Consider the following 25,447-nt stretch of genomic DNA (forward strand, 5'->3'; position numbering starts at 1 on the left):
GGTGAGCGAAGGCCGATTCAACCTGTCGGCGCTCGCTGTGCGCGAGCGCTCCATCACCCTGTTCCTGATCTGCCTGATCTCGCTGGCGGGTCTTGTTGCGTTCTTCAAGCTGGGCCGGGCGGAAGATCCCGCCTTCACCGTCAAGGTGATGACCATCATCACTGCCTGGCCCGGCGCCACCGCGCAGGAGATGCAGGATCAGGTCGCGGAGAAACTCGAGAAGCGCCTGCAGGAGTTGCGCTACTACGACCGCACCGAGACCTACACCAGGCCCGGGCTGGCCTTCACGACCCTGACCCTGCTCGACAGCACGCCACCTTCGCAGGTGCAGGAGCAGTTCTACCAGGCCCGCAAGAAACTCGGCGACGAGGCGGGAACCCTTCCAGCCGGTGTGATCGGGCCGATGATCAATGACGAATACGCGGACGTCACCTTTGCGCTGTACGCGCTCAAGGCCAAGGGCGAAGCGCCGCGCCTGCTGGTGCGCGACGCCGAGACGTTGCGTCAGCGCCTCCTGCATGTGCCAGGCGTCAAGAAGGTCAACATCGCCGGCGAGCAATCCGAACGCATCTATGTTGAGTTCTCGCACGAGCGCCTGGCAACCTTGGGCATTGGTCCGCAGGACGTGTTCGGTGCGCTCAATGGCCAGAATGCCCTGACGCCGGCGGGCTCCGTCGAAACCAAGGGACCCCAGGTGTTCATCCGCCTGGACGGCTCTTTCGATGAACTGCAGAAGATCCGGGACACGCCGGTTGTGGCGCAGGGCCGCACCCTGAAGCTGTCGGACATCGCCACGGTCAAGCGCGGCTATGAAGACCCGGCGACCTTCATGATCCGCAACGGTGGCGAGCCGACCCTGCTGCTGGGCGTCGTCATGCGAGAAGGCTGGAACGGCCTTGACCTGGGCAAGGCGCTGGACCACGAGGTCGCAGCGATCAATGCCGAGCAGCCGTTGGGCATGAGCCTGGCCAAGGTCACGGACCAGGCCGTCAACATCGCCGCCTCGGTCGACGAGTTCATGGTCAAGTTCTTCGCCGCACTGCTGGTGGTGATGCTCGTGAGTTTCCTGAGCATGGGCTGGCGCGCGGGCCTGGTGGTTGCCGCCGCCGTGCCGCTGACATTGGCGATTGTCTTCGTGGTGATGGCCGCGACCGGCAAGAACTTCGATCGCATCACGCTCGGGTCGCTGATCCTTGCGCTGGGCCTGCTGGTGGACGACGCGATCATCGCCATCGAGATGATGGTGGTGAAGATGGAAGAGGGCTACAGCCGCGTCGCAGCCTCGGCGTACGCCTGGAGCCATACCGCGGCGCCGATGCTTTCGGGCACGCTGGTCACGGCCGTCGGCTTCATGCCCAATGGCTTCGCGCCATCGACCGCGGGCGAGTACACCAGCAACATGTTCTGGATCGTCGGCATCGCGCTGATCGCGTCCTGGGTCGTCGCGGTGGTGTTCACTCCCTACCTGGGCGTCAAGTTGCTGCCCGATTTCAAGAAGGTCGAAGGTGGCCATGCCGCGATCTACGACACGCCGCGCTACAACCGCCTGCGCGGGGTGCTGGGGCGCGTCATTGCGCGCAAGTGGCTGGTCGCCGGTGCAGTGGTGGGCCTTTTCGTGGCGGCGATTCTTGGCATGGGGCTGGTCAAGAAACAGTTCTTCCCGATCTCCGATCGCCCCGAGGTGCTGGTCGAGGTGCAGATGCCGTATGGCACGTCGATCGCGCAGACCAGCGACGCCGCGGCGAAGGTGGAGGCCTGGCTGGCCAAGCAAGAGGAAGCCCATATCGTCACGGCCTACATCGGGCAGGGCGCGCCGCGCTTCTTCTTCGCGATGGGGCCGGAGCTTCCCGATCCGTCGTTCGCCAAGATCGTGGTTCGCACGGCCAGCCAGGAAGAGCGTGAGGCTTTGAAGCACCGGCTGCGCCAGGCGATCGCCGACGGGCTGGCTTCCGAGGCGCGGGTGCGCGTCACCCAACTCGTCTTCGGCCCGTATTCGCCGTTTCCTGTCGCCTACCGGGTCACGGGGCCGGATCCGCAGAAGTTGCGCGAGATTGCGGCCGAGGTCCAGAAGGTCATGGATGCGAGTCCGATGATGCGCACGGTCAACTCCGACTGGGGTACGCGCACGCCCACGCTGCACTTCACCTTGCACCAGGATCGGTTGCAGGCCGTGGGGCTGACCTCCACCGCGGTGGCGCAGCAGTTGCAGTTCTTCCTGAGCGGCGTGCCGGTCACCACCGTGCGCGAGGACATTCGCACGGTGCAGGTTGTGGCGCGTTCGGCTGGCGTCACCCGCCTCGACCCTGCGCGAATTGCGGACTTCACGCTGTCCGGTGCCAACGGGCAACGCATCCCGCTGTCGCAGGTGGGTGAGGTCGACATACGCATGGAAGAACCCGTCATGCGCCGGCGCGACCGCATGCCTACGATCACCGTACACGGCGATATCGCCGATGGCCTGCAGCCGCCGGACGTATCGACGGCCATCACCCATCAGCTGCAGCCCCTCGTCGACAAGCTGCCGGGCGGCTATCGCATCGATCAGGCCGGCTCCATCGAGGAATCGGAAAAAGCAACCAAGGCCATGTTGCCGCTTTTCCCGATCATGCTGGCGGCCACACTGCTGCTCATCATCTTCCAGGTGCGCTCCATGTCGGCGATGGTCATGGTCTTCCTGACGAGTCCGCTGGGCCTGATCGGCGTGGTGCCGACGCTGATTCTTTTCCAGGCGCCGTTCGGTATCAATGCGCTGGTCGGCCTTGTGGCGCTGTCGGGCATCCTGATGCGCAACACGCTGATCCTGATCGGGCAGATCCACCATAACCAGCAGGAGGGGCTCGACCCGTTCCATTCGGTCGTCGAAGCGACGGTGCAGCGCGCGCGGCCGGTGATCCTGACGGCGCTGGCTGCGATCCTGGCCTTCATCCCCTTGACCCATTCGGTGTTTTGGGGAGCGCTCGCCTACACGCTGATCGGTGGCACCTTGGCGGGCACGGTTCTGACCCTGGTGTTTCTGCCGGCCATGTATTCCATCTGGTTCAGGATCAGGCCGGGCGACGGCAATCCCGCGCCACATTGACAACGCTCTTCACCAATTCATTCAGATCGAAGGAAAACATCATGTCGGTTTCATCGGTTGTCGTCGTGACCGGCGCGTCGTCGGGCATCGGACGCGTCGCTGCGGAAGTCTTCGCCGCGCGAGGCTGCCGGGTGTTCGGCACCGTGCGCGACCTGCGCAAGGCGCCCGTGGTGCCCGGTGTCGAGTTTGTCGAAATGGACGTCCGGGAGGAGGAGTCGGTGCAGGCTGGCATCGACGCCATCATCGAGCAGGGCCTGCGCATCGATGTGCTGGTCAACAACGCGGGAATGATGATGCTCGGCGCGGTGGAGGAGACAGCGACGGCCGAGGCCGCGGCGCTGTTCGACACCAACGTCTTCGGCGTGCTGCGTGTCACGCGTGCCGTTCTCCCCTACATGCGCAAGCAGCATCGAGGGCGGATCGTCAACGTGAGCTCGCTGTTCGGCGTGCTGCCGGCGCCTTACATGGGCATGTATGCGGCCACCAAGCACGCGGTCGAGGGGCTCTCGGAGTCGCTGGACCATGAGGTGCGCCAGTTCGGCGTTCGTGTGACGCTGGTGCAGCCGGCGTTCACCCGGACCAACCTCGACGCCAACGCGCCCCGAGCCAAGGCGCCGATCGGGGACTACGACCGCGAACGCGACCTGGTCGAGCGTTCGGTGGCCGACAGCGTCAACAACGCGCCGCCGCCGCAGAGCGTGGCCAACACCATCGTCGAGGCGGCGCTCGGCCCCTGGCGCATGCGCCGCACGCCGCCAGGGCTGGCGTCGCTCTTGACGAAGCTGCGTCGCTTCATGCCCGCGGGGCCCGTCGATGCAAGCCTCAGGAAGAAACTCGGCCTCACCTGAAGAGTCCGTCTTGTGGTTCGCACAGCCAGGAGAAACCCTTGGATAGCCTGGATCTCTTGAGAACCTTCAGCGAAGTTGCAGGCTCCGGCAGCTTCTCCCGCGCCGCGAGTCAGCTGAAGCTGTCCAGAGGAACCGTCAGCAAGTACATCGCGACGCTGGAAAGTCGCTTCGGTGTCCGCCTACTGAATCGCACCAGCCACGCTGTCAGTCTGACGGACGCCGGCGTGTTGCTGCTCGAAAGAAGCAAGCCAATGCTGGAGCTGGTGGAGGAAACTCAAGCAGAACTCCAGAATCGGGCGTTGACTCCCCGAGGACGTCTGCGCATCTCTGCGCCGCATGGCATAGACCAGACGCAGCTTCCAGCGCTCATCAATACCTTCCTGGGTCACTATCCGGAAGTCAGCATCGACATGGTTCTGACCAACCGGATCGTAGACCTGGCGGAGGACGGCATTGACATCGCACTGCGGTTTGCGCCGACGGCCAATGAGAACCTCATTGTTCGAAAACTGCTTGCGATGGACTTGAGCGTTTGTGCGGCGCCAATGTACTGGGCAGCGCACGGCATGCCAGTTCACCCCGCAGAACTTGCGGGTCACAACGCGCTGGTCAGCACACATCTGAACCCTCAACCAAAGTGGCGTTTCGAAGTGGGCGGTGCTCCATTGGATGTTCCCGTGAGCGGACGCCTGAATGCAACGGAGGCGGCGCCGCTGATCCAGGCCGCGCTATTGGGCGCGGGGGTTCTCTACTTGCCTACGGCGATGCTGGCGCCTTACATCGAGAGCGGACGGCTGGTGCCGGTGTTGTCGGACTTCGTTCGCAGCGACATGTGGTTGTCGGCTGTCTACTTGCAGAGGCGGCACAGTACGGCCGTACAGCGCGCCTTCCTGAGTTTTCTTGAGGGCCGGATCAAGGCTCTCAAGAATGCTCGCGGTGCTTGAGCGAGAGCGGCCGACCTGCTCGACATGCCAGGCGAAGAGGGATGAGGTTTCCTCTTTGAAAACGCGGCGTTGCTGCGTACTCGTACTCAGACGGTAACCAAGCACCAGAAAATTGCGTTCCCCGGACGACAACTTTCAGATTGATGAAAGTTTGAGTCGAGGAAGTACTGGCCGACAATTTTCAAGGACCCCCATGAAGAAGTTTCAAATTGCTCAGAGCGCGATTCTTGCCCTCATGTTTGCGTCAACTGCCCAGGCGGAGGTTTACGACGGCGTACTCCAGAGCTCCGGCGTTCGCTCTCGGGCGGAAGTCGATGCAGAGGCTGCGGTCGCCACGCAAAAGGAAGACCCTTATCGGGAGGCTGCATCCAGCGGAGTCATTGCGCCGCTCGGGTATTCGAAGTCCCGGGAAACCGTCAATGCCGAAGCAGTCAAAGAGGCGCATTCGGCAAATCAGAATCTCACCGGAAAGGCCTACTACAGAGACGCTATTCCCTCCCAGTATGTGAATCAGCCGCGGCAAGTCAATGCTGCAAAGTGAACGCTCGATGGCGCCGATGTCGTAGGCATCAAGATCCCGACGGAGACAGGCGCGGACCTCATCGGTGCCATCAAGTACGGGACATTCATCGAGCGGGTGATGGCCACCGCGCTTTTGCCGGCACCCAAGGTGGACGCATGGCTGCGAGCCAACAGGGCCCGCTGCTCGGCCTCGGCGCCAGAGCGCGAGCCGGCGGCCGGGGCGCAGGGACAGCTACGCACAAAGTTGCTCGAGTTCGATACCCACCAAGGAGTTTGATTGGATCGTCAGTGCGGTACGCACCCCGATGACGACCTGAAACGCCTTCAGAGGTGCTGAGCCAAACTCGAGGCACGAGCGATACACCCCTGCAGCGAGGGGCTGAACGAGTTCCCTCAAGAACAGCGGGATGGGAACGACTTCATCGGCAAATCGGCCGCAGGACGAACAACGTCTTGCACGTTCAGCTGCAGAGTATGGCAGTGTCATTTGGGGACGTAGCCAGAAGTAGTCTGGGTCGGCCGGTAGTGCAACAAAATCCTCTCTCGTGGCACCCGACTCTTGGAGCACCTTGCGCAGGTGCGCCGAGACCAGGAGATAGCCGTCATGAGTAGCCGTGATGTCTCTGCGACGCTTTCTCACGCGATACCCGGGATTGGTGTAGTCGGATTCCAGCTTACCGCCGCATCCCCGGCACGTGGCCGGATGCGGTTGCCCCATGCTCCCGAAACGCCACTCGCTATTCTCAGGATCGGGCTTGTACGTCTCGTTCCCCAGCATGTACGAGCCGTCATCGTGCCCGTCCAACGCGTATGCCAAGGCGGTCTGACTCGTCTTCATTTATCCCTCTCGATGTCATCTCGTGGCGACTGAACGGCCAATCTGAAAGTCAGTTCCCGGCCGGCAGCTGAAGTCTAGCCTGCGAGGCGAAAGGCTGCGACGTGGTCCAGGTGGGACAACTGGTCGCATACGAAGCAGCCGCTCAGCGCAGCTGAACGTATGGTTCGTGCTCGATGAGCACGTGCAGCTTCGCCGCGAAGCTCAAGCTCGAAGCCGGCGTTATTCAACCACCTGAAGTTCATCCCGCACGAGGAACGTGTCGCTGTCGAAGATTGCACCGGTGGAGAGGCATTGGCGGCTCCTCCGTAGAGCAAGGCAATTGCAAGAGCGCCGATGGCTATGCCGTGTGGTCGTTTCATTTGTGGCTGGGGCTTCTTGGGCGATCCGCGGTGGGAGCAACTCGCTTTCCGACGCTTTGGCAGGCACTCTAGTGAGGCCTCGGGGCACGTGATTTGACATTCGGACACCACATCGCTTTCGAACCGGAAGGGGTGGTGTCGACCGGAAGTTGAACCGGGATGCGGCGGAAAACTTGAACTGCGAGATCTCGCTCAGTTCTCTCAGCGCTGCCGAACGCCGAGAGAGCCTTGGACCAGCGGCATGGAACCTGTCCGAGGCCTGATCCGCATCCCCTCTTTCAGCGTGTGCAAGAAATGGGACTAGCTGGCCTGGGCAGGGGATGAGCCACCAGTCGGAGAGGAAAGCCTCGACAGCACTGAGGTGCGGCAGACATCCAGAATTTCATCGGCGAGGGGTGAGTCATCAGGACACGCCCGCGACAGCACGATGGCCCCGATCAATTGCGCAAGAACATCGATGCGCCTGGCGCGAAGGTCGCCTTCCTCTTTCCCGCCCTCAGGGGCGCCGTGCTGGTTTGCCAGGGTATCGAGCAGGCTTTCCACGCCGTCCGCAAAAGCCGCCTTGATCGACGCCGGCTGACGTGCAGCATCTCCGCTTAGCGCGGCCATCGTGCAACCTTCGCTTCGAGCGTCGCGATGCTTCCGAGACAGGTATTGCTTGACGACTTCTGCCGCATCGGCCCCCTCGGCTTTCGCTGCCGACTGCGCAAAACCACAGGTCGCTGCTTCCGCGAGCAGGTCGGCCTTGGATCCGAAGTGCTTGTAGAACCCGCCGTGGGTAAACCCGGCGACTGCCATCAAGTCCGCAATCCCCACGCCGTCATAGCCACGCTCGCGAAACAGCGTGGAGGCCGTCTCGACGATATGTGCCCGATTCGCCTGGGCCTGAGCTTTAGTGACCTTCATGTCCGGATCTCTCTAGAAGTCCCATCAAAGAAGGCCTCGACTATACATTGATGTTGACTATCATCAAAACCATTGACAATAAAGATGATGATCGACATCATTGAGCCAGATCAGCTTGAAAGGCTTCTGGACATGAGCGATACCCACCTGACCCCCACCCGCTTCGTCGAGGCAAACGGCGAGAACGACCTGACTGATAAAACGCTTTTTGAGCCCTACACACTCGGCCCGCTCAAACTGTCCAACCGCATCGTGATGGCGCCGCTGACCCGCAACCGTGCGGGCTCGGGCCTGGTCCCCAGCGAACACGCGGCCGACTACTACAGTCAACGTGCCTCGGCTGGCCTGATCATTTCCGAGGCCACCCAGGTTTCGGCCGATGCGCAGGGCTACCAGGACACGCCGGGTCTCTACACGCAGCAACAGATCGACGGCTGGCGCAAAGTGACCGATGCCGTTCACGCCAAGGGCGGGCGGATCTTCGTCCAGCTGTGGCACGTGGGGCGCATCTCGCACGTTGACCTGCGGCCCGGCGGCACCGCCCCCGTGGCGCCATCTGCGATCCGCGCTGCAACCAAGACTTTCGTCAACAACGGCTTTCACGATGTCTCCGAGCCACGTGCCCTGACGCTGGAAGAGATTCCAGGCATCGTCGAGGATTTCCGCCAGGCCGCAGCCCACGCGATCACTGCGGGGTTTGACGGCGTCGAGGTCCATGGTGCCAACGGCTACCTGCTGGAGCAGTTCATCAAAGACAGCGCCAACACCCGGACAGACGCATACGGCGGCTCCATCGAGAACCGTGCGCGTCTGTTGCTCGAGGTCACGGCTGCCGTCGCTAAGGAGATCGGTGCTGAACGCACTGGAGTGCGCCTCTCGCCGGTGTCGCCCGCTGGCGCCATTTCCTGCAGCGACCCGCAGCCGCAGTACGACTACATCGCCGAGCAACTCAGTGCGCTGGGCATCGTGTACCTGCATGTGGTCGAAGGCGCGACGGGTGGTCCACGCGATGTCGCGCCGTTTGATTTCGATGCCTTGCGCAGCCGCTTCAAGCACACGTACCTGGCCAACAACGGCTATGACCTCGAGTTGGCCAACACAAGGCTGTTGCAAGGCAAAGCCGACCTGTTCGTCTTCGGCCGCCCCTTCATCAGCAACCCCGATCTGGTCGAACGGCTGCGGGTCGGTGCCCCCTTGGCCGCGCTGGATCCCGCCACGCTCTACGGCGGTGGCGCCAAGGGCTACACCGACTATCCGACCTTCGCAGGTTCCAGCGCCCGCTAGTCACTTTCCCATGCTGCATATCGCGTATCGGCCCATTTTTTTGATCCAGACCCAACCATGACCACCCATTCCACAGTTCTCATCACCGGCGCCTCAACTGGCATTGGCGCCGCCTACGCCGAACGCTTCGCACGTCGCGGGCACAGCCTTGTGCTGGTGGCGCGAGACAAAGCACGTCTGGAATCGCTCGCAGCGCGCCTGCGAGCGGAGACCGGCGCCGCCGTCGAAGTCCTTCCGGCCGATCTGACCCAACCCGGCGACCTGGACGCCGTCGAGGCGCGCCTGCGCGAGGACGCCAGGATCGAAACCCTGATCAACAACGCCGGAGCGGCGCTGTCCGGTCGCTTCGTCGACCAATCGACAGACGATGTGACCCGCCTTGTCGCTCTCAACACCACCGCATTGGTCAGGCTGGCCAGCGCCATCGCTCCGCGCCTGGTGCACGCCGGCAAGGGCGCGATCGTCAACATCGGCTCGGTGGTGGGCCTGGCGCCCGAGTTCGGCATGTCGGTCTACGGTGCGACCAAGGCCTTCGTGCTCTTCCTTTCACAAGGACTGAGCCTGGAGCTCGCGCCCAAAGGGGTCTACGTGCAGGCGGTCTTGCCTGCCGGAACCCGTACCGAAATATGGGAGCGCGCGGGCATCGATGTCAATGCGATGCCCGATCTGATGGGAGTGGATGAACTGGTAGATGCCGCGCTGGTCGGATTCGACCGCCGGGAACTCGTGACCATCCCGCCCCTGCACGAGGCTGCTCGCTGGGACGCACTGAACGCCGCCCGGCAGACACTGATCGCGGACATCCGGCAGGCGCATGTGGCAGCGCGCTATCGTCCCGTCGCCTGAAGTCACGAGAAATCCAGACTGCAACGCGGTCGAAAAGACCGCGGATCGTACATGTCCTACATTGACACCTCCACTCGATCGATCGATCTCGATGGGACTGCATTCGCGTACCGCGATCTCGGGCCGCGCGGTGGCGTGCCGCTGGTACTGCTCAACCACTGGGGCGCGGTTCTCGACAATTTCGACCCTCGCATCGTCGACGGGCTTTCCCGCAGGCATCGTGTCATTGCCATCGACTACCGCGGAATCGGCGCTTCGGGCGGAACCGCGCCAGTCACCATCGATGCGATGGCACGGGATGCGATCGCGCTGGTCCACGCACTGGATTTCGAGAAGGTCGATCTGCTCGGCTTCTCTCTCGGAGGGTTCGTGGCGCAGGACATCGTGCTGAAAGCTCCTGGCCTCGTGCGACGCCTCATCCTGACCGGGACGGGGCCCGCAGGTGGCACAGGCATCGACAAGGTGGGAGCGGTTTCCTGGCCGTTGATCGTCAAGGGCTTGTTGACACGGCGTGATCCCAAGACCTACCTGTTTTTCACCTCCACAGACAACGGCCGGCAAGCCGCGAAGGACTTCCTGAAGCGACTGGCGGAGCGCAAGACGGGTCGGGACAAAGGGCCGACGCCCAGGGCCTTCCTGCGGCAGCTGAAGGCGATCCAGGCTTGGGGCCGGCAGGCGCCCCAGGATCTGGGAGGCATCCGAATCCCTGTGCTGATCGCCAATGGCGACAACGACATCATGGTGCCGACCGCGAACAGCCATGACATGGCGCGTCGCATTCCCGGCTCGCAACTGGTCATCTACAGGGACGCCGGGCATGGCGGGATCTTCCAGTACCACGGCGAATTCGTGCCCAAGGCCCTCGCTTTCCTCAATGACTGAATGGCGGCTTTTTCGCGACCGACTTCAACCAAGAACTCAGAAAATTTCTATGCAAGCTTTCATCATTGATCGTTACGGAAAGAAGGAAGTCGGCCGCATCGGCGAAGTGCCCGAACCCGTGGTGCGGGACGACGACGTCCTGGTCCGGATCCACGCGGCGAGCATCAATGCGCTGGACTCGAAGATCAGAAGCGGCGAATTCAAACTGATCCTTCCCTACCGCCTTCCCCTGATCCTGGGCAATGACGTGGCCGGCACGGTGGTTCGGGTCGGTGCTCGCGTTCGCAGCTTCGAACCTGGCGACGAGGTCTATGCGCGCCCCGACGATGACCGCATTGGTACCTTTGCAGAGTTCATTGCCGTCAAGGAATCGTCACTGGCGCTCAAGCCCACGAATCTCAGCATGGTCGAAGCCGCCTCCGTTCCTCTGGTGGCCCTGACCGCCTGGCAGGTGCTGGTCGAAACCGCCAAGCTAAAAAAGGGACAGAAGGTCTTCATTCATGCAGGCTCCGGGGGCGTCGGCACGATCGCCATCCAGCTCGCGAAGCATCTGGGCGCGTTCGTGGCCACGACCACCAGCAGCGCCAACATCGCATGGGTGAAGGCGTTGGGCGCGGACGTCGTCATCGATTACAAGCAGCAGGACTTCGCCACAGTGCTGCGTGACTACGACGTCGTGCTGAACAGCCTCGGAAGCGGCGAGCTGCTCAAATCCCTCGAGGTTCTCAAGCCGGGCGGACACCTTGTCTCCATCTCGGGACCGCCCACCCCGGCGTTCGGCCTCGCGCGAGGGCTGGCCTGGCCGCTCAGGCAAGTGCTGCGGCTGCTGAGCTCCGGCATCAGAACGAAGGCAAAGAAGAAGAGGGTGCAATACACCTTCGTCTTCATGCGGGCCGATGGGCCGCAATTGCGCGAGATCACGAGCCTCATCGAATCGGGTGCCATCCAACCGGTCGTCGACAAAGTATTCCCCTTCCAGGACACCCGCCAGGCCCTCGCTTATGTCGACAGTGGCCGCGCCAAAGGCAAGGCCGTGGTGCAAGTGGCGTAGCGGCCGCATGCCTGTGCCATGCCTTCGATCAAGCCCTGGCCATCGCACGGTCCGCATGTTCAGGAGATAGGAGAACGATCTTGAGTCCATCCACGAGCACTGACACGCGCAGGCGCGCCCTGGTGACCGGCGCGTCCGGTGGCATAGGCGCGGCCATCGCGCGTGAGCTCGCGGCGCTCGGCGTTGATCTTGTGCTGACGGCAAGGCGCCGCGATGCGCTCGATGCGGTCGCCGCGAGTTGTGAGGGCGTGAAGGTCGAGATTGTCACCGCGGATCTCGGCAAGCCCGATGCAGCGCGCGCACTGTGGGAGGCCACGATCGCTGGAGGTCCGATCGACATCCTGATCAACAACGCCGGATTCGGCTACTTCCGCCGGTTCGACGAGGTCGATTGGGCACGCGATGCGGAACTCATTCAGCTCAACATGACTTCGCTGGTCGCTCTCACGCGGTGTTTCGTCGATGCGCACAAGACAAGTACCCAACCCGCGAACATCGTGAACATCGCGTCGACCGGTGCCTACCAGTCAGTACCGAACATGGCGCTGTACGCCGCGTCGAAGGCGTTCGTTCGAAACTTCAGCGAAGCCCTCCATGACGAGCACCGTGGCACGCCGCTTTCAGTGACCTGCATCTGCCCTGGTGGCACCGAAACCGCGTTTCATGCCGCGTCCGGCGGAGGTGACTACTCGTGGATCGCGAATGCGTCGACGAAAAGCGCGGAGTTCGTCGCGCACGCCGCGATCCGCGCGATGCTGCGCGGCAAGCGCACGGTTGTGCCCGGCTTCTTCAACAAGGTGTCGTGCTTCGGCGTGCGCTTCTTGACGCGGCGGTTTGCCTCGCGCGTGGCAACCCAAGTGCTTGGCAAGCCGCGGTTCGAGCTGCCGGCACGAAGAGGGATTTGAGAGAGGCGACTGAGCCTCTTCCCGTGGTCGAAGCCCAGGCTGTCACGGCTCCGTCCACCGAGCGCTGTCGTCAGTCAGTGGCCCAGGCTGAAGCGGTCATAAGAGGTGAATCGGCGACCGGCCGGTTGAATCCGCCCTGCGAAGCAGGCATTGGAGGCTTTAAAACGTTTACGCGCGATGAGCATGACTGCCATGTCTCTGCAGCGGGGGGCATCCTTGTGAGTAGATGTATTGGGTTGTCGCCGCTGCGATTTGCGCGTATCGAGAACGCAAGCCGGGTTTGGCTCTTCATTTCTCGAGTACTCCTGAGACCGAGTCCTGCGACTCTCGATTCCACTCGAATCCTAAACGGCCGATTTGAGCCGGCTGGCGTATTCGAGGAGTGACTTCCGCTGTTTCGTGTCCAACTGCCCGAACCAGAGGATAAGTTTGGCCAGGTCGTCATCGGCTGCATAGAAATAGGCAAGCGGCACACCAAGCTCCTCTGCCAGTCGATTCGCAAACGAAACGTTCGGCTCGTGTATTCCGCTCTCGTACCGAGAGATGCGTGCGCTTGCTGTCCCTTCGTCAAGCCCTGCCTTCACGCCGAGTTTGTCTTGTGGCAACCCGACCGCCAGCCTGGCAAGTCGCAAACGAGCGCCAAAGACGGAGCGAGACGGGGATGGGCCAGATTTCACTCTACGATAGTCGTAAGATTGGCTTCACGCGTCTCTACGTTTAACGTAGAATTTGGGTGAGTCATATCGACGCCAGGCTGCTACTCGTGACGCATCGAACGCTTGCTTCTCCCTTGCCGACAGCCCGCCCGCTGCGTTTGCCGGTCTCGGTGACGCGTGTGCGGTCCCGGCGACCTGCGCCTGTCGTGCGCAGCTTGTCCGCCGCGCGCATCGGCGCGCAGGTGAGGGCGCTGCGCATGGCGGCGGGGCGGTCTGCGGGTCAGTTAGCCTTGGCGTCGGAGATCTCGGCCTCGATGCTCTCGCGCATCGAGCGGGGGCTGGTCTCACCTTCGGTGGAGACGCTGGAGCGGCTCGCGCAGGGGTTGCACGTGCCGGTCTCACGCTTCTTCGGGGACCAGGCGCGGCGCACGGACTTCTGCCATGTGCGGGCAGGGCAGGGGCTGGCGGTCGACCGCATCGGGGCCGTGGCGGGCTACCGCTACGAGTTGCTGGGGCACTCGCTGTCCGGCAACCTCTTTGTGGAGCCTTACCTCGTGACGTTGTTGCCGGAGGCGGGGCCGTACGTGACCTTCCAGCATCCGGGGCTCAAGTTCCTGTACTTCCTGTCCGGGGCGGTGACCTACCGCTACGGCGCGAAGGCGGTGGAGGTGAGGGCAGGGGACACGCTGCTGTTCGATGCGACGGCGCTGCATGGGATCGAGGCGATCCATTCGGGGCCGGTGTCGTACCTCTCGGTGGTCTTCACGCTCAGGGAGTGAGGCGGTAGAGGCGGATCGGCTGTCTTTGGCACGCGCCCTTCTTTCTTCTTTTTGTTTGTCAGTTGCAGTACGCGAGAACCCGGTGTCGAGGCGAGTGCGGCGCTGGAGGTTCTCTCGGTTGACGAGCCCGGGTGCGCTTGCAGAACGGTTTGTCATACATGCGACTTCTTCGTTGCCGCGGATCTCGGTTCCGGTGGTGCGCTGGTCGGATCTGCTGGCTGCGGGGGATGGCCGTGGGGCGGAGAGGGCCTCCTCCGGTGGTCGGTTTCGCTGGCGCGGCGGCATGGATGTGGTGCGCCGGGGCGAGAGGGCGATGCTGTGTGCGCCTACCTCCAAGATCTGGCTGGCGGTGGGATATGACCTCGTTTCTACAACGCATCCCAGGTGTCGTTGTTCCGCGTCGGCCGAGATTCGATGCGAGTGGTACGCCGCGAATTAAGATACCCGCTCTCGCCAGGACAGGTACCACACCCTCTTGCTCACAGATGCCGATCACCCATTGCTCTGACAATCGTTTCGGTCAGCGCTTGGCGCAACAGTACGGCGTCGACGGCGTCCCGTCGCTTGTCGCCACGTCGCGTTGGGGCTCGCAACTCGGCATTGCGTACATGTGCCACGAGCTTCCGCATCTTTTTGTGCTGCCGCCGTTGCCGACGGAAGATGCTTTCCTGCTCAGCGTGGAAATCGCGTCGGGCGGCTGTCGGGGGATCTCCAGCGGTGGCACCATGCTGCGGTTGGGTTTGCAGCAGGAAGGGGCCTTTCGCATCGCCGACCTGTCCGAATGCAGCGCTGCCTATGTATGCAGTCCATTCCATTCGGTGCTGTTCCACGTGCCGCGCGAAGCCCTCGACGCGTTCTCGGAAGAGATGGACATGCCCCGTGTCGGCGCGTTGCGTTGTGACGCAGGCACGGTCGACACGGTGGTGGCGAGCCTTGGCCGTGCGATGTTGCCGGTGTTGAAGGAGCCTGGCGATGCGAGCACGCTGTTTGTCGATCACCTCACGTTGGCATTGAAGGCTCATGTGCTGCATGCCTATGGCGGTGTTGCGGGCACGGCCAATGCCGGTTCACGGGGCTTGGCGCCTTGGCAGGAGCGCCGCGCCAAGGCCTTCCTGATGGAGCACTTGGCTGGTGATGTATCGCTGGCGGACGTGGCGCGCGAGTGCGCATTGTCGCGCAGCCATTTCAGCAAGGCCTTCAAGCAGACGACGGGCCAGGCGCCACATGCATGGCTGGTGACGCAGCGCATCGATGCCGCGTGCCGCCTGCTGCGCCAGCTTGAACTTCCCATCTCGGAGATCGCTGCGACCTGCGGCTTCGCCGATCAGAGCCATCTGACCCGTGTGTTCTCCGCGCATATCGGAACCTCTCCGGCCCGCTGGCGTCGTCTGAGCTCCGGTTGATCGGCACACCGCTTCGTATTGCTGCTCACCGTATCGATGTCGAGCGCGGCAGGAGGGCGGGCACCAATTGCCTGCTCAGTTGGCTCACCCACCATCGCAGCGCTCGCCCCTGCGCGCCGGTTTTCCAGGCCAGCCAGAAGGCCTCGGGCGGGCGCTGCTCTTCCGTCGGCAGTTCGACCAGCGTGCCGCGCTTCAGCTCGTCCATGACGCAGGCACGTGGCAGGAAGCCGTGGCCGAGGCCGGCGACCTGGCAGGCGATCTTCGCGGGCATCGAGGGCACGGTGATGCGCGGCTGGCCGGCCAGCAGGCCGACGGTGCGCTCCGAGAGCGTGCGGGCGCTGTCGCCCACCACGATGGCGTTGCACTCCAGCAGGTCGCCGCGCTGCAGCGGGCGGCCCAGGCGCGCGAGCGGGTGCGAAGGCGCCACGCAGAAGGCGAAATCGAGGCTGCCCACGGTCACGGCCTGGTAGCCGCCGCCGGCCGGGCCGTCGCCCGCCGCGATGACGATGTCGGCACGCCCCTCGCGCAGCGCCTCCCAGCTGCCGGTGAGCGCCTCGCAGCCGATGCGCAGCCGTGTGCCGCAGCGCAGGTCCTCGAAGGCGCGGATGTCGTCGATGAGCGCGTTCGTGGGAATGAGCGAGTCGTGCACCAGGCGGACCTCCGACTCGTAGCCGGTGGCGATCTGCCGCATGCGCGATTCGAGATCGTTGGCGGCACCGAGCAGCCAGCGCCCCTCCTTGAGCATCTCGCTGCCAGCAGCGGTAAGCGCAATACGCGGTCCGTTGCGCTCGAAGAGCCGCATGCCCAGCTGCTCCTCGAGCTTGCCTACCGCATAGGAGATGGTGGAGGGCACCTTGTTCAGGCGCGCGGCGGCGGCTGCGAACGAGCCGTGGCGGTCGATGGCATCGACCACCTCGATGGCTTCCAGGCTGAGCTTGAGCATGCGGTGCTTCCTGCAGGAAAAGGGGCTCGAATCAATGTTCGAAAAATCCGATGATAAACGGCAAAAGGTTTCGCCAAAAGACCCCACGCAAAGCCGGATGATTCATCCCATGCCTCGGAAATACCTCCGACGCCAATTGTGAATTCAATCGAATTCAAACCCTTGCCAAGGAGTGAATCATGCTGGAAATTCGCGGCGCCAACGACCGCGGCCTCGCCGACTTCGGCTGGCTCAAGTCCCGCCATACCTTCTCGTTCGGCCACTACCACGATCCCGAGCAGGAAGGCTTCTCCGACCTGCTGGTGATCAACGACGATCGCGTCACGCCCGGCCGCGGCTTCGGCACCCATCCGCACCGCGACATGGAGATCTTTTCTTACGTGCTGGACGGCGCGCTCGAGCACAAGGACTCGATGGGCACGGGCTCGATCATCCGCCCGGGCGACGTGCAGATGATGAGTGCCGGCACGGGCGTGCGCCACAGCGAGTTCAACTCCTCGGCCACCGATGCGCTGCACTTCCTGCAGATCTGGATCGTGCCGGACAAGAAGGGCGTGGCGCCGCGCTACCAGCAGGTGCACTTCGCACCTGAAGAAAAGCGCGGGCGCCTGCGCCTGATCATTTCGCCGGAAGGCACCGGCGGCTCGCTCGCGGTGCACCAGGACGCCCGCGTCTACGCCGGGCTGTTCGATGGCGCCGAGCAGGCCACGCTCACGCTCGACGCCGACCGCCATGCCTATGTGCACGTGGCCCGCGGCAGCGTGGAGCTCAACGGCCAGCGCCTGAACGAAGGCGACGGTGCGCGGGTGCGCGATGAGCGCCAGCTCGCGCTGGCTCGTGGCGAAGGCGCCGAGGTCCTGGTGTTCGACCTGCGCCCGAACGAGCTGCCCGTGCTCTGAGCGCCGCGACGGCAAATGTCCAAACGGCCTCATTAATCGACAAGACACGCACCCCCCGCTGCAGCGAGGATGCGCTCGACGGGGCGACCCCCACTTTTTCCATCTCTCATCTACCTCATCACGGAGTCATTTCATGTCCATCAAAGCCACCCCCACCGCCGGTTCCAAGCTGCTCAAGCCCACCGATCACACGCTCGTGATGATCGACTTCCAGTCGCAGATGGCCTTCGCCACGCACTCCATCGACGCCGTGAACCTGCGCAACAACGCCGCGCTGGTGGCGCAGGCGGCGGCCGGCTTCGGCGTGTCGACCATCCTCACGACGGTGGCCGAGAAGAGCTTCTCGGGCCCGATGTTCAGCGAGATCACCGACGCCTTCCCGGGCCAGAAGATGCTCGACCGCACCTCGATGAACACCTGGGAAGACGCTGCCGTGATCGAGCGCGTGAACCAGATCGGCAAGCCGCGCATCGTGCTGGCGGGCCTGTGGACCAGCGTGTGCATCGTGGGCCCGGCGCTGTCGGCACTCGACCAGGGCTTCGAGGTGTACGTGATCGCCGATGCCTGCGGCGACGTCTCGAGCGAGGCGCACAACCGCGCGATGGAGCGCATGGTGCAGGCCGGCGCGCAGCCGATGACCTCGCTGCAGTACCTGCTGGAGCTGCAGCGCGACTGGGCCCGCGGCGAGACCTACGAGCTGACCACCGGCATCGCGAAGAAGGTCGGCGGCGCCTACGGCCTGGGCGTGACCTACGCCAAGACCATGTTCGGCGCGCACGAAGGTTGATCACAACACTGAGGCCGACGAGATCATGAAGCCCTATGTCCTCTCGCTCGCGCTCGGCCTCCTGGTCGGCGTGATCTACGCGCTCTTCCAGGTGCGCTCGCCGGCGCCGCCAGTCATCGCCCTGGTGGGGCTTCTGGGGATCCTGCTCGGCGAGCAGATCCCGCCGCTCATCAAGAGCGTGATCAAGCCCGATGCGGTGGCCACCTCGTGGCTGCACCACCAGGTCAAGCCGCACGTGTTCGGCGAACTGCCGACGTGCGCACAGCCCACGGCGGCGAACAAGGCGGAGGCACCGTCCCGCGGCAGGCACGACGCATGAAATCATCCGCAGATTCCAACCGCCGCCGGCTCCTTGGCTCTCTCGGAGCGCTCGGCGCCACCCTCGCAGCTCCCGGCCTTGCGGTCGCATCCTTCTCCGACAACATGTCCACTACCACCGAAACCCCCGACCTGATCCTGCACAACGGCCGCTTCACCACGCTGGACCGCGCCAACCCGGTGGCTGACGCCGTGGCCATCAAGGACGGCCGCTTCACGCGCGTGGGCCGCGCCGAAGACGTGCTGCCGCTGGCCGGCGGCGCCACCCGCGTGATCGACCTGCAGGGCAAGCGCGTGCTGCCGGGGCTCATCGACAACCACCTGCACATCATCCGCGGCGGCCTGAACTTCAACATGGAGCTGCGCTGGGACGGCGTGAGGAGCCTGGCCGACGCCATGAACATGCTCAAGCGCCAGGTGGCGATCACGCCCGCGCCGCAGTGGGTGCGCGTGGTGGGCGGCTTCACCGAGCACCAGTTCGCCGAGAAGCGCCTGCCGACCATCGCCGAGCTGAACGCGGTCGCGCCCGACACGCCCGTGTTCATCCTGCACCTGTACGACCGCGCGCTGCTCAACGGCGCCGCATTGCGCGCCGTGGGCTACACCAAGGACACGCCCGCGCCCCCCGGCGGCGAGATCGTGCGCGACAGCGCCGGCAACCCCACCGGCCTGCTGCTGGCCAAGCCCAACGCGGCCATCCTCTACGCCACGCTGGCCAAGGGCCCGAAGCTGCCCTTCGATTACCAGCTCAATTCCACGCGCCACTTCATGCGCGAGCTCAACCGCCTGGGCGTGACCGGTGCCATTGACGCGGGCGGCGGCAACCAGAACTACCCCGACGACTACGAAGTGATCCAGAAGCTCGCCGACGACGGCCAGCTCACCATCCGCCTGGCCTACAACCTGTTCACGCAGAAGCCCAAGCAGGAGAAGGAAGACTTCCTGAACTGGACCGCCAACTCCAAGTACAAGCAGGGCGACGACTACTTCCGCCACAACGGCGCCGGCGAGATGCTGGTGTTCTCGGCCGCCGACTTCGAGGACTTCCGCCAGCCGCGCCCCGACATGGCACCCGAGATGGAAGGCGACCTCGAAGGCGTGGTGCGCATCCTGGCGCAGAACCGCTGGCCCTGGCGCATGCACGCGACCTACGACGAGACCATCAGCCGTTCGCTCGACGTGTTCGAGAAGGTCAACAAGGACACCCCGCTGGCCGGCCTGAACTGGTTCTTCGACCATGCCGAGACCATTTCCGAGAAGTCGATGGACCGCATCGCCGCACTGGGCGGCGGCGTGGCGGTGCAGCACCGCATGGCCTACCAGGGCGAATACTTCGTGGAGCGCTACGGCGCAGCCGCCGCAGAGGCCACGCCGCCGGTCAGGCGCATGCTGGAGCGCGGCCTGAAGGTCTCGGCCGGCACCGACGCGACCCGCGTGGCCTCGTACAACCCGTGGGTGTCGCTGTCGTGGCTGGTCACGGGCAAGACGGTGGGTGGCCTGCAGATCACGCCGCAGCGCAACCTGCTCGACCGCGAACAAGCCCTGCGCATGTGGACCGAGAACGTCACCTGGTTCTCGAACGAGGAGGGCAAGAAGGGCCGCATCCAGGCCGGCCAGCTCGCCGACCTCGTGGTGCCCGACCGCGACTTCTTCGCCTGCCCCGAATCGGACATCGCCGACACGACCGCGCTGCTGACGATGGTGGGCGGCAAGGTGGTCTATGGTGCCGGCCCCTTCGCCTCGCACGACGAGGGCTCGGTGCCCCCGGCCATGCCCGACTGGTCGCCCGCGCGCACCTTCGGCGGCTATGCCGGCTGGGCCGACAAGAAGGAGGGGGCGCCGCTGCAGAAGGTCATGAGGAAAGCAGCGATGTCCTGCGGCTGCGCCAACGACTGCAACGTGCACGGCCACAGCCACGCCACCGCCTGGAGCAGCAAGCTGCCCGTGGCCGACCTCAAGAGCTTCTGGGGCGCGCTGGGCTGCGCCTGCTGGGCGGTGTGAGGAAGATGACGATGCGCTGGACAACCTCCCCCGTGCTGCGCTGGGTCGCCTTGCTGCTGCTGTGCGCGGCCTACCTGCAGGGCGGCCTGAACAAGGCGATGGACTTCGACGCGGCGCTGGCCGAGATGAACCACTTCGGCCTGTCGCCGGCCGGCCCGCTGGCCGTGGCGGTGATCGTGCTGGAGCTGGGCGCCTCGGCGCTCATCCTCACGGGCCGGCTGCGCTGGCTCGGCGCGCTGGCCCTGGCCGGCTTCACGCTGATGGCGACCTTCGTGGCGCTGCGCTTCTGGCAGATGCCCGTGGGGCAGGAGCGCTTCATGGCGGCGAACTCCTTCTTCGAGCACCTGGGCCTGGTCGGTGGCTTCCTGCTCGTCGCCTGGCTCGACCTGAAGGAGCGTGCAGATGTCTGACACCTCGCACGGCGCGACCACGCCGGCACCACCGTCGCCGAACCAGCCCGGCGCCTTCGCGCCGCTGCGCCAGCCGGTCTTCGCGGTGCTCTGGGCCGCCACGGTGCTGGGCAACATCGGCAGCTTCATGCGCGACGTGGCCAGCTCCTGGCTGGTGACCGACCTGTCGGCCAGCCCGACGGCGGTGGCGCTGATCCAGACGGCGGCCACGCTGCCGATCTTCCTGCTGGCCATTCCGGCGGGCGTGCTGTCGGACATCCTCGACCGGCGGCGCTTCCTGATCTTCGTGCAGCTGGTGCTCGCGGCGGTCAGCGGCACGCTGCTGGTGCTCTCGCACACCGGCGCGCTCACGGTGCAATACCTGATCGCGCTGACCTTCGTGGGCGGTATCGGCGCGGCGCTGATGGGCCCGACCTGGCAGTCGATCGTGCCCGAGCTGGTGCCTCGGTCCGACCTCAAGGGCGCCGTGGCGCTGAATTCGCTGGGCATCAACATCGCGCGCTCCATCGGGCCGGCCGCGGGGGGGCTCATCCTCGCGAGCTTCGGCGCGGCGGCGACCTACGGCGTGGACGTGCTGAGCTACGTGTTCGTGATCGCGGCGCTGCTGTGGTGGAAGCGCCCGCCGGCCGAAGACACCGCGCTGTCGGAGAACTTCCTCGGCGCCTTCCGCGCGGGCCTGCGCTACACCCGCGCCAGCAAGGAGCTGCACGTGGTGCTGCTGCGCGCGGCGGTGTTCTTCCTGTTCGCCAGTTCCGTGTGGGCGCTGCTGCCGCTGGTGGCGCGCCAGATGCTCGGCGGCTCGGCAGGCTTCTACGGCGTGCTGCTGGGCGCGGTGGGCGCGGGCGCCATCAGCGGTGCATTGGTGATGCCGCGCCTGCGCGCGCGGCTCGATGCCGACGGCATGCTGCTGCTGGCCGCGCTGCTCACGGCGGCCGTGATGGGCAGCCTGGTCTTCGCGCCGCCGAAGTGGCTGGCGATCGTGCTGCTGCTGGTGCTGGGCCTGGGATGGATCGTGGCGCTGACCACGCTCAACAGCGTGGCGCAGTCGATCCTGCCGAACTGGGTGCGCGGGCGCGGGCTCGCGGTGTACCTGACGGTGTTCAACGGCGCGATGGCCGCCGGCAGCCTGGGCTGGGGCCTGGTGGCGCAGCAGATCGGGGTGCCGATGACGCTGGTGGCCGGTGCGATCGGGCTGGTCGTGGCGGGCGTCGTCTTCCACCGCGTGCGGCTGCCCGCCGGCGAGGCCGACCTGCAGGCCTCGCACCACTGGCCCGAGCCGCTGCTGGCCGAGCCGGTGGCGCATGACCGCGGGCCGGTGATGATCCAGGTCGAGTACCGCATCCGCAAGGAGGACCGCGAGGCCTTCCTGGCCGCGATGAAGCGCCTGTCGCTCGAACGCCGCCGCGATGGCGCCTACGCCTGGGGCGTGCACGAGCACACGGCCGACCCGGAGCGGGTGATGGAGTGGTTCCTCGTCGAGTCGTGGGCGGAGCACCTGCGCCAGCACCACCGCGTGTCGCACGCCGACGCGGACCTGCAGAGCGAGGCGCTGCGTTTCCACATCGGGCCTGAGAAGCCCGCGGTGCATCACTTTCTTTCCCTTTGACGACACACGGCATTTCGCCAACACACAGCACTTTCCAAGGAAGACACATGGCCACATCCAAGTCCACCAAGCCTGCAAAGACCGCAAACACGGCCAAGGCCGTCAAGGTCCTGGCCGACAGCACCAAGGCGCGCCGCGTGGCGTCGCTGCACACGCCGAGCGACCTGGGCGCCGATGCCACGCGCGACATTTCGGCCGCGCTGAACGTGCTGCTGGCTGACGTGCTCGCGCTGTATTTCAAGACGAAGAACTTCCACTGGCACATGTCGGGCCCGTCGTTTCGCGACTACCACCTGCTGCTGGACGAGCAGGCCGACCAGATCTTCGCCACGGTCGACCCCATTGCCGAGCGCGTGCGCAAGGTGGGGGGCACCACGCTGCGTTCCACCGGCCATGCCGTGCGCCTGCAGCGCCTCTCGGACAACGACGCCGACTTCGTGACCCCCATTGGCATGCTGGCCGAACTGCGCGAGGACAACCAGCGCCTGGCCGGCTTCATGCGCGCTACGCACGCGGTGTGCGACGAGTACGGCGACGTGGCCACGGCCAGCGTGCTGGAGAACTGGATCGACGAGGCCGAGCGCCGTACGTGGTTCCTGTTCGAGTCGGTGCGCCAAGGCTGAGCCCCCTGCGTTTTATTCCCTCTGTGACCACCCTTGCCTTGCGTGACGGCAGCGAGCGTTCCTGCAAGGAACGGGATTCGGGCGTGAACGCCGGTTCGCCGGCGCTCATCGAGGGCCGATGCTTTCCGTGACGCGCGAGGGCGCCTACGGCGACCTGCTGGGACGGTACTTCGAGTTGCCATCCGCGCCCTCGCTCGTCATGCTGCCGGCGCTCGACGCGCCGGCCACCGGCGCGGAGTCCTTCATGGCGCCCTTCGTCGTCACGCGCATCACCTGCCTGCCCGACCAGTTGGGCATGAAGCGGGAGATCCCGCCCGAGGACGCCTTCCTTGTCACGCTGCACCTTGTCGGCATGCGCCACCACGAAACCTGGGTGCGCGGACGGCCGTCGGTGGTGCGTGGCTATGTGCCGGGCGCGCTCGGCATCGTCGATCTGCGCGACGAGGTCGCGAGCTACCTGGGCAACCCGTTAGACGCGCTGCAGTTCTACGTGCCGTACACACTGGTGCGCGCCGTGGCGCGCGCGGCGGGCATGGCGCGCGTGAGCGGCCTGGCGTGCGCGCCCGGGCTGGTCGACCCGGTGATGTGCAGCCTGGGCGCGGCCGTGCTGGCCCTGTTCGAGCGGCCGCAACGCGCCGGCTCGCGCGTGCAGCAGCATCTGGCGCTGGCCATCTGCGCCCACCTGGTGCACCGGTTCGGGAACAATGACGACGTCACCGCCGCAGCGTCCCGCTGGCCGTTGCAGCTGCAGCACCTGCAGCACCTGCATTGATCGAACCGCCCCTATCGAGAACTTTTCATGACCACTGCTTCTTCATCCTCTCCTTCCCTTCCTGCTTCTCCCGTGGTTCAAGACAACCCGGCGAAACACCGCTTCGAATACGTGTCGCAGGGCCACCATGCAGTCGCCATCTATTCGCTCGAGGGTGGCGTCATCACGTTCATTCACACGCTGGTGCCCGAAGCCCTGCAGGGGCAGGGCATCGCCAAGCAGCTGGTGCTCGCCGGCCTGGCCTCGGCGCGCGAGCGCGGACTGCGCGTGGTTCCGCAGTGCCCGGTGTTCAATGCCTACATGCGCGCGCACCCCGAAACGCACGACCTGCTGAGCGACGAGGGCCGCAAGTTGATCGGCCTCTGAGACCTTTGAACAGGGCGCCATTCATGACCACCGACGACCGACAACCGGCCTTGCGCACCGCCACGCTGGACGAGATTGCCGGGCGCGCGACGCCCGGGGCCGAAACCGTCACCGCCGTGATCCAGCAGACCGTTCGCCGCGAGCGGGTGGCCGACTACGAGCGATGGCTGAAGAAGGTGGTGCCCATTGCGTCGCGCTTTCCCGGACACCGCGGCGTCAATGTGATTCACCCGGCGGCAGGGAGCCTGCAGTACACCATCACCATCCGCTTCGACTCGCTCGCGCATGCGCAGGATTGGTTCGATTCGGACGCGCGCCGCCAGTTGATCGAAGAGGCGCAGCCGCTTCTGGAGGCGCAAGAAAAGGTCGAGACACGCAGCGGCCTGGAGTTCTGGTTCCACCCGCCCGCGGGGCAGCCGCCGGCCAAACGCTACAAGCAGTTCCTGCTGACGCTGTCGGTGATCTACCCCCTGACCATGCTGGTGCCCGCGGTGCTGCACTGGTTGCTCGCGCCGGTGCCCGTGCTGTCCTTGTATGGGGTCGAGCACCTGCTGGCGTCGGCCGCCGTCGTGGGGCTGATGGTGTACCTGATCATGCCGAGGTATACGCGCCTGATGGCGCGCTGGCTCTACAAGTGACGTGGTAGCGCAGCCTGGGGCGGCGGCGCCACGCCGTCGCCTTCGTGCGTGCCGCCCTGCAGCACGACGGCCAGTGCGGCCAGCACCGGCGGCACGGCAAAGCACCACATGTCCCAGCGCGCGTAGATGAGCGCCGCCGCTGCGCAGCCGGCGGCGAACCACGCCACCGCGGCCGACATGCGCCGTATGCGGGCATGCGCGGCGGCCTTCTCTTCGGGTGCCTGCCCGCCGCGCATCAGGTCGGCCAGGTCGACCATGACCTGCGTGGTCGTGCCGGTCATCAGCGTGGTGGGTGGCGCGCTGCCCAGGTGGATGCGGTGCACCGCGTTCTGGATGGCCATGGCCGATACCAGCACCAGGCCCGCGAGCATCGCCATGGCGCTGTCGCCGTCGGCGAAGGGGCCGAAACGGATGGCCAGCACGCCACCCGCCAGCAGCAGCACGGCCTTCAGCACCAGCATCGTGCGCAGCACCGGCAGGCCCAGGCCGGGCAGGCCGTAGCTCAGCAGGCGGGCGAGCATCACCACCGCACAGAACACGGGCAGCGCGAGCAGCTTGGTGAGCGCGCCCGAGGTGCCGTGCACCAGCGCCGCGCCAATGGTCACGAAATTGCCCGTCACGTGCGCGGTGAACAGGCCGTGCAGCGCCAGGAAGCCGGCGGTGTCGACGAAGCCGCCGTTGAGGCTCATGAGCTGGGGCAGGGTGGGTTTCATGGGAGGTGCCTGTCGTGGGGTGGGGCTCCATGGTGCACCCGGTGCGTCGCGTCGTCTTGTCGGGTTGGG

The 25,447-nt window shown here is 65.2% G+C and carries 26 protein-coding genes; 21 read left to right on the plus strand and 5 right to left on the minus strand.

Annotated features, from left to right (window positions below):
• Position 1 precedes the first annotated feature (1 nt).
• The 4 genes from FHT32_RS20970 to FHT32_RS20985 all read left to right on the plus strand — a co-directional run bounded on the left by FHT32_RS20970 (position 2) and on the right by FHT32_RS20985 (position 5,412).
• On the plus strand, positions 2 to 3,079 hold the full coding sequence (locus tag FHT32_RS20970) for an efflux RND transporter permease subunit (protein ID WP_176666585.1): 3,078 nt from the start codon (positions 2 to 4) through the stop codon (positions 3,077 to 3,079).
• A gap of 41 nt (positions 3,080 to 3,120) precedes the next feature.
• The gene (locus tag FHT32_RS20975) at positions 3,121 to 3,927 is read left to right on the plus strand and encodes an oxidoreductase (protein ID WP_176666498.1); all 807 of its coding nucleotides are present in this window, start codon (positions 3,121 to 3,123) and stop codon (positions 3,925 to 3,927) included.
• A 38-nt stretch (positions 3,928 to 3,965) separates the two neighbouring features.
• The gene (locus FHT32_RS20980; protein ID WP_176666499.1) at positions 3,966 to 4,871 is read left to right on the plus strand and encodes a LysR family transcriptional regulator; all 906 of its coding nucleotides are present in this window, start codon (positions 3,966 to 3,968) and stop codon (positions 4,869 to 4,871) included.
• Positions 4,872 to 5,064: 193 nt separating this feature from the next.
• Positions 5,065 to 5,412 carry a hypothetical protein gene (locus FHT32_RS20985; RefSeq protein WP_176666500.1) on the plus strand — a complete coding sequence of 116 codons (348 nt, stop codon included), beginning with the start codon at positions 5,065 to 5,067 and terminating at the stop codon, positions 5,410 to 5,412.
• 213 nt (positions 5,413 to 5,625) lie between these two features.
• Here FHT32_RS20985 and FHT32_RS20990 read toward each other — a convergent pair whose 3' ends face one another.
• Both FHT32_RS20990 and FHT32_RS20995 read right to left on the minus strand, forming a co-directional pair.
• Entirely contained in the window at positions 5,626 to 6,231 is a 606-nt protein-coding gene (locus FHT32_RS20990) for a hypothetical protein (RefSeq protein WP_176666501.1), read from the minus strand.
• Between the two features lie 659 nt (positions 6,232 to 6,890).
• The gene (locus FHT32_RS20995; RefSeq protein WP_176666502.1) at positions 6,891 to 7,496 is read right to left on the minus strand and encodes a TetR/AcrR family transcriptional regulator; all 606 of its coding nucleotides are present in this window, start codon (positions 7,494 to 7,496) and stop codon (positions 6,891 to 6,893) included.
• Positions 7,497 to 7,685: 189 nt separating this feature from the next.
• Between FHT32_RS20995 and FHT32_RS21000 the strand changes: the two genes are divergently transcribed.
• The 5 genes from FHT32_RS21000 (at position 7,686) to FHT32_RS21020 (ending at position 12,464) form a co-directional block, all read left to right on the plus strand.
• Positions 7,686 to 8,780, plus strand: a complete 1,095-nt coding sequence (locus FHT32_RS21000) for an alkene reductase (RefSeq protein ID WP_176666586.1) — start codon at positions 7,686 to 7,688, stop codon at positions 8,778 to 8,780.
• A 57-nt stretch (positions 8,781 to 8,837) separates the two neighbouring features.
• On the plus strand, positions 8,838 to 9,626 hold the full coding sequence (locus FHT32_RS21005) for an SDR family oxidoreductase (RefSeq protein WP_176666503.1): 789 nt from the start codon (positions 8,838 to 8,840) through the stop codon (positions 9,624 to 9,626).
• A gap of 51 nt (positions 9,627 to 9,677) precedes the next feature.
• Entirely contained in the window at positions 9,678 to 10,508 is an 831-nt protein-coding gene (locus FHT32_RS21010) for an alpha/beta fold hydrolase (protein WP_176666504.1), read from the plus strand.
• Positions 10,509 to 10,557: 49 nt separating this feature from the next.
• Positions 10,558 to 11,559, plus strand: coding sequence for an NADP-dependent oxidoreductase (locus FHT32_RS21015; RefSeq protein ID WP_176666505.1), 1,002 nt, complete (start codon positions 10,558 to 10,560; stop codon positions 11,557 to 11,559).
• An 80-nt stretch (positions 11,560 to 11,639) separates the two neighbouring features.
• Positions 11,640 to 12,464, plus strand: a complete 825-nt coding sequence (locus FHT32_RS21020) for an SDR family oxidoreductase (RefSeq protein WP_218088319.1) — start codon at positions 11,640 to 11,642, stop codon at positions 12,462 to 12,464.
• Between the two features lie 344 nt (positions 12,465 to 12,808).
• On the opposite strand, the gene FHT32_RS21025 is transcribed toward FHT32_RS21020, so the two are convergent.
• Entirely contained in the window at positions 12,809 to 13,141 is a 333-nt protein-coding gene (locus tag FHT32_RS21025; RefSeq protein WP_371132224.1) for a helix-turn-helix domain-containing protein, read from the minus strand.
• Between the two features lie 185 nt (positions 13,142 to 13,326).
• Here FHT32_RS21025 and FHT32_RS21030 point away from each other — a divergent pair, with 185 nt between their 5' ends.
• Together FHT32_RS21030 and FHT32_RS21035 are read left to right on the plus strand one after the other, a co-directional pair.
• On the plus strand, positions 13,327 to 13,899 hold the full coding sequence (locus tag FHT32_RS21030) for an XRE family transcriptional regulator (protein WP_176666507.1): 573 nt from the start codon (positions 13,327 to 13,329) through the stop codon (positions 13,897 to 13,899).
• A gap of 485 nt (positions 13,900 to 14,384) precedes the next feature.
• Positions 14,385 to 15,302 carry an AraC family transcriptional regulator gene (locus tag FHT32_RS21035; protein WP_176666508.1) on the plus strand — a complete coding sequence of 306 codons (918 nt, stop codon included), beginning with the start codon at positions 14,385 to 14,387 and terminating at the stop codon, positions 15,300 to 15,302.
• Positions 15,303 to 15,327: 25 nt separating this feature from the next.
• Here the strand turns inward: FHT32_RS21035 and FHT32_RS21040 are convergent, their stop codons facing one another.
• Entirely contained in the window at positions 15,328 to 16,245 is a 918-nt protein-coding gene (locus tag FHT32_RS21040; RefSeq protein ID WP_176666509.1) for a LysR family transcriptional regulator, read from the minus strand.
• A gap of 179 nt (positions 16,246 to 16,424) precedes the next feature.
• Here FHT32_RS21040 and FHT32_RS21045 point away from each other — a divergent pair, with 179 nt between their 5' ends.
• The 10 genes from FHT32_RS21045 (at position 16,425) to FHT32_RS21090 (ending at position 24,665) form a co-directional block, all read left to right on the plus strand.
• Entirely contained in the window at positions 16,425 to 17,144 is a 720-nt protein-coding gene (locus FHT32_RS21045; protein WP_176666510.1) for a pirin family protein, read from the plus strand.
• Positions 17,145 to 17,277: 133 nt separating this feature from the next.
• Complete coding sequence (locus FHT32_RS21050; protein ID WP_176666511.1) at positions 17,278 to 17,931, plus strand: hydrolase; 654 nt, start codon at positions 17,278 to 17,280, stop codon at positions 17,929 to 17,931.
• 25 nt (positions 17,932 to 17,956) lie between these two features.
• On the plus strand, positions 17,957 to 18,250 hold the full coding sequence (locus FHT32_RS21055) for a DUF1427 family protein (RefSeq protein ID WP_176666512.1): 294 nt from the start codon (positions 17,957 to 17,959) through the stop codon (positions 18,248 to 18,250).
• Between the two features lie 104 nt (positions 18,251 to 18,354).
• Positions 18,355 to 20,250, plus strand: a complete 1,896-nt coding sequence (locus FHT32_RS21060; protein ID WP_218088321.1) for an amidohydrolase — start codon at positions 18,355 to 18,357, stop codon at positions 20,248 to 20,250.
• Between the two features lie 11 nt (positions 20,251 to 20,261).
• Complete coding sequence (locus FHT32_RS21065) at positions 20,262 to 20,660, plus strand: DoxX family protein (protein ID WP_176666514.1); 399 nt, start codon at positions 20,262 to 20,264, stop codon at positions 20,658 to 20,660.
• Complete coding sequence (locus FHT32_RS21070) at positions 20,653 to 22,266, plus strand: MFS transporter (RefSeq protein WP_176666515.1); 1,614 nt, start codon at positions 20,653 to 20,655, stop codon at positions 22,264 to 22,266. The genes FHT32_RS21065 and FHT32_RS21070 overlap by 8 nt, the downstream gene beginning before the upstream one ends.
• 47 nt (positions 22,267 to 22,313) lie before the next feature.
• The gene (locus tag FHT32_RS21075) at positions 22,314 to 22,889 is read left to right on the plus strand and encodes a Dps family protein (RefSeq protein ID WP_176666516.1); all 576 of its coding nucleotides are present in this window, start codon (positions 22,314 to 22,316) and stop codon (positions 22,887 to 22,889) included.
• Between the two features lie 118 nt (positions 22,890 to 23,007).
• A complete protein-coding gene (locus FHT32_RS21080; protein WP_176666517.1) occupies positions 23,008 to 23,661 on the plus strand; it encodes an AraC family transcriptional regulator in 654 nt (217 codons plus the stop codon).
• Positions 23,662 to 23,733: 72 nt separating this feature from the next.
• Complete coding sequence (locus tag FHT32_RS21085; RefSeq protein WP_371132226.1) at positions 23,734 to 24,027, plus strand: GNAT family N-acetyltransferase; 294 nt, start codon at positions 23,734 to 23,736, stop codon at positions 24,025 to 24,027.
• A gap of 23 nt (positions 24,028 to 24,050) precedes the next feature.
• The gene (locus FHT32_RS21090; RefSeq protein WP_176666519.1) at positions 24,051 to 24,665 is read left to right on the plus strand and encodes an antibiotic biosynthesis monooxygenase; all 615 of its coding nucleotides are present in this window, start codon (positions 24,051 to 24,053) and stop codon (positions 24,663 to 24,665) included.
• On the opposite strand, the gene FHT32_RS21095 is transcribed toward FHT32_RS21090, so the two are convergent.
• Positions 24,656 to 25,378, minus strand: coding sequence for a YoaK family protein (locus FHT32_RS21095; protein WP_176666520.1), 723 nt, complete (start codon positions 25,376 to 25,378; stop codon positions 24,656 to 24,658). The two genes, FHT32_RS21090 and FHT32_RS21095, sit on opposite strands and share 10 nt — an antisense overlap.
• Positions 25,379 to 25,447 lie beyond the last annotated feature (69 nt).

It is taken from the genome of Variovorax sp. SG517 (assembly GCF_013376045.1).
Classification (GTDB): Bacteria; Pseudomonadota; Gammaproteobacteria; order Burkholderiales; family Burkholderiaceae_C; genus Variovorax.

Bases quoted from the DNA above. Each gene is read 5' to 3' on its own strand.
- FHT32_RS20975 (WP_176666498.1), top strand. From the start codon at position 3,121: ATGTCGGTTTCATCGGTTGTCGTCGTGACCGGCGCGTCGTCGGGCATC.
- FHT32_RS20985 (WP_176666500.1), top strand. From the start codon at position 5,065: ATGAAGAAGTTTCAAATTGCTCAGAGCGCGATTCTTGCCCTCATGTTT.
- FHT32_RS20990 (WP_176666501.1), bottom strand. From the start codon at position 6,231: ATGAAGACGAGTCAGACCGCCTTGGCATACGCGTTGGACGGGCACGAT.
- FHT32_RS20995 (WP_176666502.1), bottom strand. From the start codon at position 7,496: ATGAAGGTCACTAAAGCTCAGGCCCAGGCGAATCGGGCACATATCGTC.
- FHT32_RS21005 (WP_176666503.1), top strand. From the start codon at position 8,838: ATGACCACCCATTCCACAGTTCTCATCACCGGCGCCTCAACTGGCATT.
- FHT32_RS21010 (WP_176666504.1), top strand. From the start codon at position 9,678: ATGTCCTACATTGACACCTCCACTCGATCGATCGATCTCGATGGGACT.
- FHT32_RS21015 (WP_176666505.1), top strand. From the start codon at position 10,558: ATGCAAGCTTTCATCATTGATCGTTACGGAAAGAAGGAAGTCGGCCGC.
- FHT32_RS21035 (WP_176666508.1), top strand. From the start codon at position 14,385: ATGCCGATCACCCATTGCTCTGACAATCGTTTCGGTCAGCGCTTGGCG.
- FHT32_RS21040 (WP_176666509.1), bottom strand. From the start codon at position 16,245: ATGCTCAAGCTCAGCCTGGAAGCCATCGAGGTGGTCGATGCCATCGAC.
- FHT32_RS21045 (WP_176666510.1), top strand. From the start codon at position 16,425: ATGCTGGAAATTCGCGGCGCCAACGACCGCGGCCTCGCCGACTTCGGC.
- FHT32_RS21050 (WP_176666511.1), top strand. From the start codon at position 17,278: ATGTCCATCAAAGCCACCCCCACCGCCGGTTCCAAGCTGCTCAAGCCC.
- FHT32_RS21055 (WP_176666512.1), top strand. From the start codon at position 17,957: ATGAAGCCCTATGTCCTCTCGCTCGCGCTCGGCCTCCTGGTCGGCGTG.
- FHT32_RS21060 (WP_218088321.1), top strand. From the start codon at position 18,355: ATGTCCACTACCACCGAAACCCCCGACCTGATCCTGCACAACGGCCGC.
- FHT32_RS21065 (WP_176666514.1), top strand. From the start codon at position 20,262: ATGCGCTGGACAACCTCCCCCGTGCTGCGCTGGGTCGCCTTGCTGCTG.
- FHT32_RS21070 (WP_176666515.1), top strand. From the start codon at position 20,653: ATGTCTGACACCTCGCACGGCGCGACCACGCCGGCACCACCGTCGCCG.
- FHT32_RS21075 (WP_176666516.1), top strand. From the start codon at position 22,314: ATGGCCACATCCAAGTCCACCAAGCCTGCAAAGACCGCAAACACGGCC.
- FHT32_RS21080 (WP_176666517.1), top strand. From the start codon at position 23,008: ATGCTTTCCGTGACGCGCGAGGGCGCCTACGGCGACCTGCTGGGACGG.
- FHT32_RS21090 (WP_176666519.1), top strand. From the start codon at position 24,051: ATGACCACCGACGACCGACAACCGGCCTTGCGCACCGCCACGCTGGAC.
- FHT32_RS21095 (WP_176666520.1), bottom strand. From the start codon at position 25,378: ATGAAACCCACCCTGCCCCAGCTCATGAGCCTCAACGGCGGCTTCGTC.